Annotated in this window: 13 protein-coding genes; 8 read left to right on the top strand and 5 right to left on the bottom strand. The window is 41.4% G+C overall.

Going from position 1 to position 16,437, the window contains the following annotated elements; all coding sequences use genetic code 11:
* Positions 1–273: 273 nt before the first annotated feature.
* The 3 genes from metK to pcrA all read left to right on the top strand — a co-directional run bounded on the left by metK (position 274) and on the right by pcrA (position 6,157).
* The gene (metK, locus tag PN457_RS08825; protein ID WP_271732703.1) at positions 274–1,536 is read left to right on the top strand and encodes a methionine adenosyltransferase; all 1,263 of its coding nucleotides are present in this window, start codon (positions 274–276) and stop codon (positions 1,534–1,536) included.
* Between the two features lie 510 nt (positions 1,537–2,046).
* Positions 2,047–3,759 (top strand): sensor histidine kinase, encoded by a 1,713-nt coding sequence (locus tag PN457_RS08820; protein WP_271732702.1) that lies wholly within the window; start codon positions 2,047–2,049, stop codon positions 3,757–3,759.
* Between the two features lie 73 nt (positions 3,760–3,832).
* The gene (gene pcrA / locus PN457_RS08815) at positions 3,833–6,157 is read left to right on the top strand and encodes a DNA helicase PcrA (RefSeq protein ID WP_271732700.1); all 2,325 of its coding nucleotides are present in this window, start codon (positions 3,833–3,835) and stop codon (positions 6,155–6,157) included.
* Positions 6,158–6,279: 122 nt separating this feature from the next.
* Here pcrA and PN457_RS08810 read toward each other — a convergent pair whose 3' ends face one another.
* Complete coding sequence (locus PN457_RS08810; RefSeq protein WP_271732698.1) at positions 6,280–7,197, bottom strand: metallophosphoesterase family protein; 918 nt, start codon at positions 7,195–7,197, stop codon at positions 6,280–6,282.
* Positions 7,198–7,290: 93 nt separating this feature from the next.
* On the opposite strand from PN457_RS08810, the gene PN457_RS08805 reads away from it, so the two are divergent.
* The 4 genes from PN457_RS08805 (at position 7,291) to PN457_RS08790 (ending at position 11,546) form a co-directional block, all read left to right on the top strand.
* A complete protein-coding gene (locus PN457_RS08805) occupies positions 7,291–8,136 on the top strand; it encodes a procyclic acidic repetitive family protein (protein WP_271732697.1) in 846 nt (281 codons plus the stop codon).
* 88 nt (positions 8,137–8,224) lie between these two features.
* On the top strand, positions 8,225–9,952 hold the full coding sequence (locus PN457_RS08800; RefSeq protein ID WP_271732695.1) for a DUF389 domain-containing protein: 1,728 nt from the start codon (positions 8,225–8,227) through the stop codon (positions 9,950–9,952).
* A 79-nt stretch (positions 9,953–10,031) separates the two neighbouring features.
* Entirely contained in the window at positions 10,032–10,424 is a 393-nt protein-coding gene (locus PN457_RS08795; protein ID WP_271732694.1) for a DUF4112 domain-containing protein, read from the top strand.
* A 189-nt stretch (positions 10,425–10,613) separates the two neighbouring features.
* Positions 10,614–11,546 (top strand): alpha/beta fold hydrolase, encoded by a 933-nt coding sequence (locus tag PN457_RS08790; protein WP_271732693.1) that lies wholly within the window; start codon positions 10,614–10,616, stop codon positions 11,544–11,546.
* A gap of 373 nt (positions 11,547–11,919) precedes the next feature.
* Here PN457_RS08790 and PN457_RS08785 read toward each other — a convergent pair whose 3' ends face one another.
* The 4 genes from PN457_RS08785 to PN457_RS08770 form a co-directional block, all read right to left on the bottom strand.
* Positions 11,920–12,519: a hypothetical protein gene (locus PN457_RS08785; protein WP_271732692.1), complete on the bottom strand. Its 600-nt coding sequence runs from the start codon at positions 12,517–12,519 to the stop codon at positions 11,920–11,922.
* 81 nt (positions 12,520–12,600) lie between these two features.
* Positions 12,601–12,792 (bottom strand): hypothetical protein, encoded by a 192-nt coding sequence (locus PN457_RS08780; RefSeq protein WP_271732691.1) that lies wholly within the window; start codon positions 12,790–12,792, stop codon positions 12,601–12,603.
* Positions 12,793–12,849: 57 nt separating this feature from the next.
* Complete coding sequence (locus PN457_RS08775) at positions 12,850–13,902, bottom strand: D-alanine--D-alanine ligase family protein (RefSeq protein WP_271732690.1); 1,053 nt, start codon at positions 13,900–13,902, stop codon at positions 12,850–12,852.
* 121 nt (positions 13,903–14,023) lie between these two features.
* Positions 14,024–15,652 (bottom strand): purple acid phosphatase family protein, encoded by a 1,629-nt coding sequence (locus tag PN457_RS08770; protein WP_271732689.1) that lies wholly within the window; start codon positions 15,650–15,652, stop codon positions 14,024–14,026.
* Positions 15,653–16,094: 442 nt separating this feature from the next.
* Between PN457_RS08770 and gvpA the strand changes: the two genes are divergently transcribed.
* Entirely contained in the window at positions 16,095–16,310 is a 216-nt protein-coding gene (gvpA, locus tag PN457_RS08765; protein WP_063873375.1) for a gas vesicle structural protein GvpA, read from the top strand.
* The last annotated feature ends 127 nt before the right edge of the window (positions 16,311–16,437 follow it).

Here is a 16,437-nt window from a genome sequence, read left to right as displayed (position 1 = left end):
AGTGATTATTCCTTAACGACACCTAAGATAGCTTGGCTAGGGTAGCCATGGGGTGGGGGGTATGTACCCTCAATAACTAATCACTACTGACTACCCAAGCAAATCTTATCGTACTCATAGAGTACTTAACGTCAATGTGTAATTTGAAAAAAATAAATCAAATACTAACTGCTGAGTGCATAAATATTGTTATGATTTCATACATTAGTTGCTGAACTAAATAAATAACCAAAATTTAGCCAGTAACAACTATTGGAACAGGAGGAATGCTCTTTGTCTAGACGTTATTTATTTACCTCCGAATCAGTTACCGAAGGTCATCCAGATAAGATATGCGATCAGATTTCTGATACTATCCTAGATACCTTACTGACAGAAGACCCCAGCAGTCGTGTCGCAGCTGAGGTAGTAGTTAATACTGGTTTGGTGCTAATAACTGGTGAAATTACTAGTAAAGCCCATGTGAATTACGTTAACATTGCCCGTAAGAAAATAGCCGAAATTGGCTACATAGATGCTGTTAATGGCTTTTCTGCGGGCAGCGCCAGTGTTCTCATAGCTTTAGATGAACAATCACCCGACATCGCCCAGGGTGTTAATACCGCCCAAGAAACACGCCAGCAGGCTAGTGATCAACTATTCGATCAAATTGGCGCGGGTGACCAAGGTATAATGTTCGGTTTTGCCTGCAACGAAACACCAGAACTGATGCCCTTACCCATAAGTCTTGCTCACCGGATTGCTCGCAGACTGGCAGTAGTTCGCAAAACAGGTGAATTGCCATACCTCCGCCCCGACGGCAAAACACAAGTGACTGTGGCCTACGAAGACGGATATCCGGTAGGTATTGACACTATTCTGATTTCGACTCAGCACACAGAAGCTATCAATGAAATTACCGAGGAAGTGGCAATACAAGCCAAAATTAAACAGGACCTCTGGTCAGCAGTAGTAAAACCTGTTTTTGGTGACATTGACATTAAGCCAGATCACAAAACACGTTTCTTAGTCAACCCCACTGGCAAATTTGTCATTGGTGGACCCCAAGGAGACTCTGGTCTGACAGGACGGAAAATTATTGTTGATACCTACGGTGGCTATTCCCGTCATGGCGGCGGCGCTTTTTCCGGTAAAGACCCCACAAAGGTAGACCGTTCTGCTGCTTATGCTGCTCGCTATATGGCCAAGAATATTGTCGCGGCTGGTTTGGCTCAAAAGTGTGAAGTTCAGCTAAGTTATGCCATTGGTGTAGCGCGACCAGTGAGCATTTTTCTGGAAACCTTCGGTACTGGGAAAGTGGATGATCAAACTTTACTGGAATTAGTCAAAGACCAATTTGAACTACGTCCAGCAGGGATTATCGATACTTTCAATCTACGTAACTTACCAAGTGAACGAGGCGGACGTTTTTATCAGGACATCGCAGCTTACGGTCACTTTGGGCGGAATGATTTAGATTTGCCTTGGGAGCGCACCGATAAAGCTGAATTGTTGAAGCAGCTAGTAACACAGTCGCTTTCCGCTGCTGTCCACTAAAGACTGTAGCAACAGTGTCAAGATAGCCATATAACCCTTGCAATGGGACTGGGTTTTCTAGGTTCCCCATCAAAAAACCTAGATTAACTCTGTGCATTTCTAAGAGTTAGAGCTAATATAGGAGGCATACAGCCAATAGTCCTAATATTGCCACAAATAACGTAATTATCTGTGTACCCAGCGGTCATTAGGGACGGGTTAACAGATATGATCAACCATTAAGCATGACATCCACAAACCCCCCTACTTTGTGTATATATCTGTTCTATGGTTACACCAGGCAATCTATAGGTATACCTGATTCAGGTGAGAACTGGTATAGTGGTCAGGAAGCTGGACTAATCAGGGATTTTTGTATCTTCGTAAAATAATTTATCCTTGATAATTATCTAGTCATTAATTCCTTATTCTATGACAAAAGATCATGTCAAATGCTAATCATGAATAAATGTGATCTTAAAAGCAAGGCTGATGGGGTTATATTGGCGGGAGGTTCAGGAGATTTGATCAATGCAAACTCAAAAACCAATTCCTCTTAATAGCAGTTCCAAAAGCAAAAAAGTGCCAGCAGAAGAGCCTTTGACTGAACTCCCAACTATAGAATTTCCCTCACAGGGGAAACTCAAAGCCAGTTCCTGGCGCATACATCAAAAGATTGGTTATGGTTATTTTGTAGCCATCGGAATTGGCTTTTTTGGCGCACTTACTGGATTAGTAATTGCCAATTACTACAGAGGAAGAGAAATCAGACAATTCAATCAAGCCCAAGAACAAAGACAACTACTTACAAATTATAAGGATGCGGTATTAGATGCACAATTCTATAGCTCCAATTTAGTGGCGGTCTTGGAAAATTCACAACGATTACTCAATAAAAAAACCAAATTTTTGCAAAGTGTTAAGACAGCTAAGAGTTTAGAGCAGGATATTGCCCAATATATAGACAGAAAGCCCGATAGATTAGCGGCAAACAGTTATAACTTACAAGTTTTATTACATGACTATGGTCTTAGCTTAACATCATACCTAAATGAAATAGAGACTGTCTTACAGGACATTGACCCTGAACCACAAAAGATTGCAGTTACACGAGAACAATTATTAAAAATCATGGCTGGTGAAACAGCCATGCAGCTCGACCAACTCTCACAAAGATTAACTAATATCCTGAAAATTGCCGAAAACCAAGAACAAGCAAGGCAACAAGACGTAGAGCAGGCTAAAAAAGTTGAGAGGTTTATTGTGATTATGAGTATGCTGGTATCAGTGGTCACTGCGGCCATTATTGCTTGGCGTACTAGTCGCGCGATCGCTGAACCAGTAATTACTGTAACTCAAGTGGCTGAACAAGTGGCAAGAAAATCTAATTTTGATTTACGCGCTCCCGTCACCACTGAAGATGAAATTGGCTTATTAGCCAAGTCCCTAAATCGATTAATTGAACGTGTATCTGAACGCACAAAGGAACTGGAACAAGCTAAAGAATTAGCCGAAGCTGCAAGTAGAGCCAAAAGCATATTTTTAGCCAACGTCAGCCACGAATTACGCACCCCATTAAATGCCGTGATTGGCTTGAGTCAACTGCTGCAAGACGACGCCACAGATTTAAATTTATCTCCAGATTTTATCACTGACTTAGAAACCATTAATTTGGCTGGTAGACATCTCCTAGAACTGATTAATGATATCCTCGACTTGTCAAAAATTGAAGCAGGGAAAATGACTCTCTACCCAGAGACATTCGACATTGCGGCGCTGATCAATAATGTGGTTCTGACAGTTAAATCCGCTATGGACAAAAATCAGAATATCCTAGAAGTGCATTGTGATCAGCAACTGGGTACAATGTACGCAGATCGCACGAGGATGAAGCAAGTATTATTAAACTTACTCAGTAATGCTGCTAAGTTTACCACCAATGGTAAGGTAACCTTAAACGTCAAACGGGAAAAGACAGACGTACTCCCAGATAGTCCTTTTAGTATAATTACTTTCAGCGTCACTGATACAGGAATTGGGATGTCTGAGACTCAACAGCAACAATTATTTAAACCTTTTACACAGGGGGACACATCAACCACAAAAAGGTATGGTGGTACGGGATTGGGTTTAGCAATTACCCACCACTTTTGCCAGATGATGGGTGGTGAGGTTTTTGTTAAAAGCCAGTCCGGAGTGGGATCTACTTTCACTGTTCACTTACCACTGACTATGCAAGATTAAGGCAGGTCGGTAAAATCTTATGGCTCACATACTCTGCTAATATGCAAGTAGTCAATGATTTACCTACACGGCTATGACAACAACTACTGATTTTCTTAGCCATCTTAACTCCAGTCAGCGTCAAGCCGTGGAACACTATTGTGGTCCGCTATTAGTTGTTGCTGGTGCAGGTTCGGGTAAAACACGAGCGCTGACATATCGCATTGCTAACCTGATTCTCAAACACCGTGTTCATCCAGAGAATATCCTGGCGGTTACTTTTACTAATAAAGCTGCGCGGGAGATGAAGGAACGCATTCAAACGCTATTTGCTCAAGACTTGGCGATGAAACAACATGGCCAAAAATTTGAGGTGTTGACAGAATACCAGCAAATGCAGTTGCGATCGCAAGTCTATAAAAATACCATTAAAGACTTGTGGTGTGGGACTTTTCATAGTTTATTTTCTCGGATTCTCCGGTTTGATATTGAGAAATACCAAGATGAAAAAGGACGGATTTGGACTCGTAATTTTTCGATTTTTGATGAATCCGATGTCCAAAGTCTAGTTAAAGAGATTGTCAGCAAACAGCTAAATTTAGACGATAGGAAATTTGACCCGCGCTCTGTGCGCTATGCCATCAGTAACGCTAAAAATCAAGGCTTTTCACCCCGCGAGTTTGAGCGGCAACAACCCAATTATCGCGGGCGGGTGATCGCCGAGGTTTATAATTGTTATCAAGATAAGTTAGCAGAAAATAACGCTCTCGACTTTGATGATTTAATTCTCGTCCCTACAAGGTTGTTTCAGCAAAACGAGCAGGTTTTAGGTTACTGGCATGGTAAGTTTGGCCATATCCTGGTAGATGAATATCAAGATACTAACCGCACTCAGTATGATTTGATTCGCTTGTTAGTGACTAATGGTGAAGAGAACAAAAGTGCATGGGAATGGCAAAACCGCTCAGTGTTTGTGGTGGGTGATGCAGACCAGTCTATTTACAGCTTCAGAATGGCTGACTTCACTATTTTATTAGAATTTCAGCAAGACTTCGGTGATGGTTTAGCTGATGATGATACCCGTTCCATGGTGAAGCTGGAAGAAAATTACCGCTCTTGTGAGAATATTCTGCAAGCAGCTAATGAATTAATCGAGAATAACACTCAACGTATTGATAAAGTCCTCAAACCCACCCGAGGAAGGGGTGAGGAAATTTATTGTCATAAAGCAGATAATGAAATTGAGGAAGCCCAGTTTGTCATTGAGCAAATTCTTGGTTTAGAACAGCAAAATCCTGAGTTAGACTGGGGTAGTTTTGCGATTCTTTATCGGACTAATGCCCAATCACGACCTTTTGAAGAGTTTTTAGTCAGGAATCAAATTCCTTATACTGTTGTGGGAGGAATGAAGTTTTATGATCGCAAGGAAATCAAAGATATTTTAGCTTATCTCAGAGCGATCGCCAATCCTGCTGATACAGTTAGTTTACTGCGAATCATCAATACTCCCCGCCGCGGTATTGGTAAAACCACCATTGAAAGCTTAGTTAACGCCTCTCAAGAACTGGGGATAACCTTGTGGGAAATACTCAGTGATGAAACATCAGTTAATACATTGGCGGGAAGGTCGGCCAAAGCTGTGAATAACTTTGCTCAAATGATTAACAACTGCAAGGAAAAAGCCGCAACAGTTTCAGTTTCCCAACTTTTACAAGAACTGCTAGAGCAGTCTGGTTATACTCAAGACCTGAAAAACCAAGCCACAGATGAGGCCGAAGATAGAATTCAAAACGTTCAGGAACTTTATAACGCCGTACTCCAATTTCAAGAAGAAAGTGAGGACGTTTCCCTCACAGCCTTTTTGCAAAGTAGCGCCCTCAGTTCTGATTTGGATAATTTAAAAGCAGGGCAAAAGGCGGTATCTTTAATGACCTTGCACTCTTCTAAGGGTTTAGAATTTCCTGTGGTGTTTTTAGTGGGATTAGAACAGGGATTATTTCCTAATTACCGTTCTATTAACGACCCAGCAGCTTTAGAAGAAGAACGCCGCCTATGTTATGTTGGCATTACTCGCGCCCAAGAAAGGTTATATATATCATACGCCCGCGAACGTCGTTTATATGGTTCTCGTGAGCCGGCTATGCGATCGCAATTTCTCAATGAATTACCAGAAGAATTATTAACTACTCACCATCAAAGCCGTCATACCCAGAGCAAAACTGCTGTCAAAGCTAGCGGTAAGCCTTATACAACCCAAACTTGGCAAGTTGGGGATAAGGTATTACATAAAGCATTTGGTATAGGTAAAATAACGCATATTTTCGGACAAGGGAATAAGGTATCCGTAGCGATTAAATTCGCCAGTTTGGGGCAGAAAATTGTTGACCCCCACCTAGCCCAGTTACAAAGAGTAGACTGATGGATTTAGCCAAGTCAATCCTCCTAGGAGCTATAAGAACGTTGGTCTTGAAGCAAGGAAGGCGTTTTAAGTTTGATAGTGCTAATTTATTTGGTGGGTATTAGCCACCAGATACTCAGAGATTAAACAGACTTAAACTGAATCACACCTTGATCAAAAATTCGTTTATCAGTACCCATCGCCCTCACCTCAATTCTATCTGGATACACCTCATAAGCAGCAAAAGCCAATCTTTCGGCAGAATGTTCTGTCCACTGAGAACGCCCCACAGGACGAACACCAGCACCACTACCAGTAGTTAAATAGGTGGTACCATCAATATTACCAGTGCGCTCATAATGGTGGTCGTGACCATTGATGTAAAGCTGCACATTATACTTTTTAAATAAAGGCGTAAAGCGTTTAATTAGTGATTGACTGACTCCATAGTGACCCGATGAGTAAAATGGATCATGTCCAAATACCACTTTCCAAGGTGCATCACTGCGGCTTAATTCCTGTTCTAACCAAATAACTTGATTTTCCCAGTCAGCATTACGGTTAGTATCTAAAGCAAAAAATTGCACCGCATCGCGGCGAAATGTGTAATAACGCCCCTGCATATTAAAGCCGGGATATTTGATTTGAGGGTCGCCGTTCTCAGTGCGAATATCATGATTACCTAAACAAGCATGAAATTTTACATTCTGTGTCAATAATTTTTCATAAGGACGTTCAAAAACAGCACCGATTTTTTCAATTTCGCCATCATTGTAAATATTGTCTCCAGCTAAAACCACTAAATCATAAGGATTTTCTTGGTGATAATAATTCATTGCCCCAGCCACGCTATACTGACCTCTAGCGCCAGTCCCAGTATCCGCAACGGAGGTAAAACGTAATAGTAAGTCCTTTTTGGGTGGGGTGGTGGCTAATACTCTTGAATTTGGCATATTATTATTAATTCGGCTATTGGGACGAGTGAGCGTCCAGCCTAAAAGTCCTGTCCCCATAGTGCCAAGAGTACCTAAAAATAAGAATTGACGGCGTTTCAGGTTCATAAAACTTACCAAACTCAATATCTAGTCAGTTTAGCCGAAGAACTCATGATCAACGAAGTGATACATTAAGGCACAAGCAGCAGTCAAAATTCCATGTCACAAGACAATCAAAATTCACAACCTTCTCCTTCGCCCCAAGTACCCCTTTGGAAAGTTAAAATTATCCAAATTATCAGAGGGACGATTGGAATTTTAGAAACCGCGGTAGTTAAACTTGAGACTCCAGTACTACCAGGTAGTGAAGAAACACCCCGTTTTTGGCAAGGTCTGGTAATACAATGGAATAGATTTTTAAGACAAGTCCGCTTGTTTCTACCATCAAATGTGTCTAACAACTTGTCAGATGCAGTTTTGAGCGGAATTTTAGCCATGATCACTGTGGCGGTAATGTGGTCAACTGTAAGTATCTTTATGCAAAATCAAACTGAAGTAGCTACAGTTGCGCCGGTTGCGGAAGTTCCAGCACCCATACCAGAACCAATACCCACACCGGAAGTTCCAGCACCCATACCAGAAGCAATACCCACCCCGGAAGTCATACCGGAACCACAAGCAATACCCACCCCGGAAGTCATACCGGAACCAGAAGCAATACCCACCCCGGAAGTCATACCGGAACCACAACCAATACCCATCTTAAAATTGACACCAGAAGAAACCTTGATTGCAGCCATTAAAAATCAAGTAGCCGAAATTAGCGATCGCTTTGCATCTGGTTTAATACAATCAATACAAGCTAACTTCCGTACTAGTAATTTGACTGTCAAAATTAATGATGATTGGTACAATCTCCCAGAATCTGAACAAAAGCAACTAGCTGGGGAAATATTACAACGCTCTCAAGAACTTGATTTTACCCATCTAGAAATTATTGACTCCCAAGACAAGCTTATAGCCCGTAACCCAGTTGTTGGTAATGAGATAATTATTTTTCAATAGCATATAAATATACCATAGAATGATAACACACTTAAATTATGCCTAACTTACCGGTACTTTTTGATTGGGGCTGCTATGAGGATTTTATATGTTTAGAAACTGGTTTGCCAACAACTTGGGAGTAGGTCAAGCTCGTAAAGAGCAAGTATACCTGGAAATATGTAGTTCACTCAGCCTGGACGATGTTAGTTATTGGATTCAAGTTTTGTTCTCCGCTGGTATTGCTACCCTAGGACTAGTTCTGAATAGTCCCGCTGTGATTATTGGTGCCATGCTGATTTCTCCATTAATGGGGGGTATTCTCGCCAATGGACTAGCACTAGCTGCGGGTGATGTCGTCTTAGCCATCCGCTCACTGCTGAATTTAATATTAAGTTGTCTAGTTGCCATTTCCTTTGCTGTAATACTAGTATCATTGCTGCCATTCAAAGAAATTACCAGTGAGATTTTAGCCAGGACTCAACCTAATCTTCTGGATTTAGTAGTCGCCCTGTTTTCCGGTGCAGTGGGTTCTGTGGCAATTTGTAAAGAACCCAAAGGGGTGGCTACTTCCATTCCTGGTGTTGCGATTGCCGTGGCCTTGATGCCGCCACTATGTGTTGTCGGCTATGGTATTGGGGTGGCTATCAGCCTCAATAGCGTCCAAGGAATACAGGTAGCTAGTGGTGGCGGCTTACTTTTTTTCACTAACTTGGTAGCCATTACCTTTACTGCCATGCTGGTGTTTCTGGGACTAAATATTGACAATCATCAGGTAAGAGAAAGAGTTAGGGAATGGCGTAACACACATCCAGAGAGTCTCTGGGTGCAGAATTGGTTGGAAAAAGTACCCGCTTATAGCAAACTGGGCAAAATTGGCTCGCTTCCAGGCAGACTATTGTTAATAATTATCACCATTGGCGCGATTATTTTCCCGCTCAATCGTTCCCTGAGTCAACTCGGACGGGAAATTGCTCTCCAGCAACAGGAAAATCGTATTCGTAGTTCCGCAAAGGATGTGTGGCAGAAAAACTTTGCTACTTTTGCCGATGGTGAAGCACGTTCTTTCATTAGCAACATCTCGACTTCAGAACAAAAGGATAAGCTGACAATTCAACTTCAGGTGTTTACAAGTCAGCAATATTCAGCAGAGGAGCAGGATAGTTATATTCAAATCTTAGCTTCCCGCTTGGGAAGACCTCAAGAATTATTAGCGCTGAAGCTGGTGGAAATTCCCACCGCATCCAATGAACTCTTACGCCCAGTACCAAAGGAACAACCCCCTGAACCAGTGTTAACCATCGCCCAGTTACAATCAATTTTTGTGCAGGAAATTCAATCTGCATTGCTTGATTTGCGGCTTCCCCCACCAGCAAAAATGATTAATTACGAGTTAACTACTAGTCCAGTTGCGCCTTTAAGCATCCGGGTGGTGTATCTCAGTGAACGGGATATTGATAGAGATGCTCAAACTTTAGTCGCCGATAGCGTCAGAAGTCTCCTAGATGATCAGTCTGTTCAGGTGAGTATGCAGAGAGTAGCTACTTCTTTAGGGGCTATATCTTTTGAGAATCAGAAATCAGAAATTAGGTCAGATGACCGTCAATTATTAGACCGTGCAGGTAAAATTTTACAGCAGCAGCCCGGTTTAAACCTACAAATGATCATTAATCAGAGAGAAAATGAGTTAGCGGAACTTGTCCTAGACCGATCGCAAGCAGTGATAGAATATTTGGGGTTACAATGGCAAATTAGCAGCGATCGCATAGACTGGCAAACAGGAGCAGAATCTCAACCTAGGGCGGTAATCCAACTTACATTAAAATCATCCAGATAGCCGCCAGTAGTAATATCGACAAATAATCGCAAAATCCATACACTAGTAAAAATTTCACCTCAAATAAGCGATCGCCTCCATGCCTGATTCTTATCGACGGCTTTCCCATCTTGATTCCGACCCTCAAGCACTCACACTCAAACGGCTGCGTCAGCTGAGTCGCATCCTTGATAAAGTTGTCACCATTCCCGGAACCCCAATTCACATTGGTTTAGATCCCCTTGTGGGATTTTTACCCATTGGTGGCGACATTTTGGGAGTCATCCTGGCTAGTTACATCGTTATCGAAGCCGCCAGAATAGGTGTTCCTAAAGGTATGTTAAGCAGAATGGTCTTGAATGTGATCATCGATGGCTTAGTAGGTACTGTCCCCATCATGGGAGACTTATTTGATTTCGCCTGGACAGCTAATGAGTATAATATCAAGCTATTGGAAGAACATTTACAGTTGACTCTACCTCGGAGCAAATAAATACCAAAATTTTTAGCATTCCTATTTGATTTGTCAGTAGGTTTATTCATTAGCCCATAGGCTGATATTTTTCCACAAATAACTCAGCACAGCTGCAAAAATTAGGAAAATCTATATTTTCATGCCATTGTCTTAATAGCATTCCCATGATAATAATGAGAATGCCTTAAACAACTTATGCATAAAGGAATGAAAGATTGGTGGCAGGCTACGTTTCCTCAAGGTAGACAAACTCTCATTATTAGTGATACACATGGACATCCCGTAGAAATTGCCTATGGTGAAGTAGGTACTGGTCAGCCATTATTTCTATTACACGGTATGGGTAGTTGGAGCTACAATTGGCGCCATAGTATTGCTCCATTATCTAAACATTTTCGAGTCATTTGCTTTGATGCCAAAGGTTATGGTTTTTCGGAAAAACCTCGGTTACGTAAAGAACAGAACGGTCATCAAGTTATTGAGTTAGAAAGAATTATTCAGGCTTTATGTGATCAACCCGCCGCCATTGTAGCAGAATCTTTAGGGGGATTAGTAGCCCTGGCCCTAGCTCAACACAATCCCCAATTAGTGGGGCGGTTAATAGTTGTCAATGTACCTATTTTCACCGAACGGTTACCCCATTGGGCAATGTGGATACTTGCTAAAACGCCAATAGAAGTATTAGATACAATAGACTCTTTGCGTTTAGCTTATCTATTTGCCCCTATATTACGAGAAATCATGGCTATAGAAAGGCGTGGAGTGCTTTTCGACCCATCACTGTTGACACAAGAAGATGTGTATTGGATAACCTATCCATTTATTGAGTTTCCTGGGACTATTGTCAAAGTCGCTGAGGAGTTACAAATAGCAGCACAGGAAATAGAGAACTGGCAACTTAATAAACCTAATATGCTCAGTCAGATTCAAAATAATTTAGGTAATATTAAATGTCCCACACTGATTATGTGGGGAGATCAAGATAGTTGGTTCCCCCTCAGTCATGGTAAAAAGTTACATCTATCTATCCCTCATTCCCAGCTAAGAATTTTAGATAACTGCTGTCATGATGCTGCGACTGGTTCCTCAGCGGTGATCAATGCAGCTATTCTTGATTTTTTGCACAAGACAAATTTTTGACCGAAAAAAAAAGAGTGAGAGAAGGCATACCAATCGCCTTGAACCTCTCACTCTGGTATTTGCTGCTGTAGTGTTCAGGAATATTTATCAGCACTGTCATTGATTTAGGGGGCTAATGTATATAACAGTGACAACGCGGATATATTTAATATTCCCGGTGCGACAAATACCAAAACTATTGATTAAAACCGTTATCCTTTATCAAGGTAAGTTTATTCTTGATAATCCCAATTAATAGAACCCGTCTTGTTTTTGTCTTCTTTAATCTAACCCACTAAATCTCAGTATGGTTGCCATTTTGGCAGTTTTTTAGATTGTTATCATGGCTATTGGTTACCCCTGGGATTATGGACAAAGCTCACATTTGATCAACTTAGGAACCAGGTTGAGATTTGGACAATAAAATTGCCGACCAAGAATTTTTTTGACGAATATCCATCAACTCTGCCAAAATTTCTTGCCTTTTATCCAGTGGATGCATATCTTCTGATGCTAGAACCGTTTCCGGTGTATCTGATTTCCTTAGCCTGGGTTCGAGTGGTGCAACAATAGGTGAACTATTTAAAATCCTTGATTTTGCTCTTGGACTAGTGATGGGTTTGTCCGCTCTTGATACCTGGTGATTGACTAGTCGCAAAATCATTAAGCAACCACTGGCACAACTCAGGGCGATGGCCGCTACCATCCATAAAGGTGTAGGATTGTTCTTGTCGGAAGGCCTTGTCATTGGTTTGGCCACTACAGCCGGTATTTCTAGTGGCTCTACCTTATCTTTACTACCAACATCACCCAAGCTATACAAAGCTAAGGCGGTAATTCCTATGAGGATTGTGAACAACCCCGTCAACAATAACCCTGGATGACGTATCAGCACATAGATAAAAATGTTGAAATTATCGACTAATTTTGATTTCCTATTTCCCGGTCTTCTGATTTGCCTCGCCTCATACTGTCTACTGTGACTATGTTCCATGGTTAGTTTCAACTTACGCCCCTCTAGTTCATGATTGTAGTGGAGGCTTAGACATCAGGTATCAGTAGCCAGGTGTGCAATTCAGTCTAAATTGCTTTTATTTTCAGCAGTAGATACTCTCGTATAAATCACAACTCCTTCAAAGGTTTTTTGTACATCAACGATGACTGTACCTGTAGGAAGCTGAGTAGCTTTAAGTTCACCACGTTTCCACATCCTCCAAGCAGTCTGGTAATTTATTCCCTTTGATTTAGGGTAGTCAGATAGTTTCATTCCCAAAATATCCCATAAATGATTACATCTGACTATATCTGATTATATTTTTATCATTTAAACCTTATACCTTTCTAGAGCTAATTGAATTAACCGGTCTACTAATTCCGCAAAGGGTATACCACTATAAGCCCAAAGCTGCGGATACATACTGGTAGCAGTAAAGCCTGGGAAGGTGTTGATTTCGTTAATTAATACTTCCCCGGTAGCTTCCACAAAGAAAAAATCTACCCTTGCTAACCCAGCAGCATCCACAGCTGCAAAGGCTTGTAAGGCCATATCTTGGATTTGGCGGCTCACACCATCTGGAATGGGTGCAGGAATTAATAAATCTGCCTTACCTACAGTATATTTAGTTTCGTAATCATAGAAGTCACTGTGGAAAGTAATCTCTCCTACAATGGAGGCTTTAGTTTGATCATTACCTAATACGGCACATTCTACTTCTCTAGCAACTACACCCGCTTCCACAATTATTCGTCTGTCATAAGTAGCAGCATTATCTAAGGCCGCTTCTAACTCTGAACGCGATCGCACTTTGGCAATACCCACTGATGAACCTAAGTTAGCAGGTTTCACAAAACAGGGATAGTCTAAGGCTGACTCTATTTCATCGCATAGTTTGGGAAACACACAGGGATTTGACCAAACTTCCGCTCTAGTTAAGGCCTTGTATTTCACTTGGGGTAATCCGGCTTGCTCAAAAGCCATTTTCATGGCAATCTTATCCATACCTACAGCCGAACCTAAGACCCCAGAACCCACAAAGGGAACTTGCATTAATGTCAGCAACCCCTGAATAGTACCGTCTTCTCCGTTGGGACCGTGCAGAATGGGAATCCAAACATCTACTTCTGTTACTTGGTCAGGTAATCGCCACGGGTTCAAGTTTTGGGTTTCTAATTGGGGAATACCAGTTTCTAGAATCTGCTGTGCTAGTTCTCCCCCTAACCAGCAGCCATTTTTCTGGATGTAAAAACACAATATTTCGTATTTGTGAGCATTTTCTTCTACATTTAAGGCACGGGCGATCGCTCGTGCTGAACTAATTGAAACTTCATGCTCCCCCGAACGACCCCCAAACAGCAGTCCCACCCGCAGCTTAGTCATTTTTAGTACCTTTTTATTTTCTCTGGCTGAGAGTTTATCACAACCTGTTGAGGTTGCTATATTTTTTTGTGCGCACTATAAAGGAACTACACAGACAAACACAGAGGTTTCTGGGATGGGATTATTTTAATTTAAATTCATCGAATTTTACTACATCTGAATCTGGTTTACGCATATCAAAATAATAGCTAGTTACTATCCCAGTGCCTGTGTTAAATATACTAAAAACCGTGATGTCGTTACTCGCTATGTAAGGAATGGGCTGATTATCTTCCCTTAACAAAGGTGCTATGGTTGGGACTACTGGTTCTAATCCGTAAGGATCACCCACTGCAATATAATCTTCTTGAGATACAGTCAGTATTTCTCGTTTGTTGTTCCCCCAAGCAGCACCATAGGAGTTACCCACATTCGATGTTTCTAGAAACTGCATTCCACTAGGACTTATAAACCGATTCCACAGGTGGGAATGTCCATATAATACTAGTTGCACTTCAGCCGCTTCTAGTAACGGGACAAGATCACGGTTAATATAGTCTGTGTCTTTGGGGTACTCGTAACGGACAGCGGTAATCTTACCTTTGTGATCACGTTCTATGATCTGCACTGGGTCAGTATAAGCAGGGACGATGTTATCACCCAGAGTGTGGGGGGGATGATGGAACATCACTACTTTATATTTGGCTTGTTGAAACTCTTCACTGTCAAGTTCTGCTTCTAACCAATTATATTGCTCACTACCTTTGGCAATTGGTTCAAAAATAAACTGTCCATAACCCCAATTTTCAGGATTGTCTAAATCCTGGACTGCTTCTGTATATCTACCTCTGTATACTGTATTTATTTTTTGGGTTCGCCACATACAAGTTACGTACAGTACTACTAGACGCACATCCCCAAAGCTCACTGCATAATACTTTTTACCGCCGGATTCACTTTCAGGTAAGCTAAAAATCTCTTCGTAGGTCTGTGTATTAAAGGAATTATCTATTAAAGAATTTCCCCTGTATAATTTTTCGGCGACAGCACGGGGAATGGTATCATTAAACTCATTGTTTAAACTATTGCTTCTCCCAACTCTCCCCATGACTTCATGATTACCAATGGCTGTAAACATGGGGGCGTGTTGAATGATTTCACCACCTGTATAAATGGTTTCAACACCATTATGCGCCATTTTATAATTAGCACGACCTTGTAAAGCCGGAAAGAACGCACCACCCCGATGATCATCAAACCATTCTGAGGCGCGATCGCTCACATTAATTAAATCACCAGCGAACCATACCCCATCTATTTGTCCGACTGTTTCCACCACCTTTTGCAGATTGGCTGCTATCATCGGTTTTAATTGATGGTCTGAAGTCAATAGAATCTTCATTGCTTGACCCCGCTCCGGGGTAGGCGCGAGAGTGAAAACATCACTCCTAACACTTGCACCATCTTCTCGCACACTCATAACAAAATAGGGAACACGCACACCGGGGGTTAACCCCGTCACCTCAGCTGCGTGTCGCCAAATATGGCGTTTGACAGGTTGATTTATAGTTGTATTTGCTACTTTTGATTGCTGGTCTTCTCTTGTGCGGCTAAGTTTACTCGTTTTTGCCCATCTCGATTTATCCAGATTTTCACCGTAGTAAACCACGTGTTCTTGACCTGCAAATTCAGTAAACCAAACTACTTGCACTGAGTTGGTAGTTGGCAGTTGCAAAAATGGGTCTGTCAGCAGATGCGGTGCTGATACCATAGTTTTTTACTCCCACATTTACAGTTACCAGCATAAAACATAATGTTCTTTCTAGTTCGGCTGGTCGCGAGATCAATAAAAGCGAGGAACTTCAGTGATACCGCAATCGCGCCCCCCGAAGCTGGGGGGGATGTTCTATCCTGCACTTTCCAAACTGCGATGCTCCTTATAGACGCCGTAAATAGTATTAAAACAGAGTAAAAGTCATAAAAATTCAGATCATACAGCAATTTGTCCCAATTTGTGACTTTTTTTCCTAAAAATATACTTTTTTCATACATCAATTTCATAAATTAACTTTTTTAAACTTTTTTACACTTTTTTTGTTCCAAGGTATTGCCAAATGCTGGGGAGAGATGCTAATGTTCCAATTGTGAGTAAAAAAACACATTCTTTTTTTGCCACAGGTAAACTTTGCGACAATTATCTAAGGTGTAAACATATGGCAGTTGAAAAAACTAACTCTTCCTCCAGCTTGGCAGAAGTTATCGACAGAATCCTTGACAAAGGTATCGTTATCGACGCTTGGGCTCGTGTATCCTTGGTTGGTATCGAATTACTGGCTATTGAAGCTAGAATCGTAATCGCTTCTGTAGAAACCTACTTGAAATATGCAGAAGCAGTAGGTCTGACTCAGTCTGCTGCAGTTCCTGCATAATTCTCACAATAAAATCCATTTTTGTAGAATAACTATAAGTTTCTTATAGTTATTCTGCGTTATTCTGCATTTTGCAAATTTAAAAAAAGCTTGATAGCTAACGGTTACAAGGGATTGTAAGGTGTAA

The organism is Anabaenopsis arnoldii (genome assembly GCF_028331025.1).
Classification (GTDB): Bacteria; Cyanobacteriota; Cyanobacteriia; order Cyanobacteriales; family Nostocaceae; genus Anabaenopsis; species Anabaenopsis arnoldii.
Note: the sequence above shows the minus strand (reverse complement) of the source record. Positions and strands in the feature narration are given on the sequence as shown.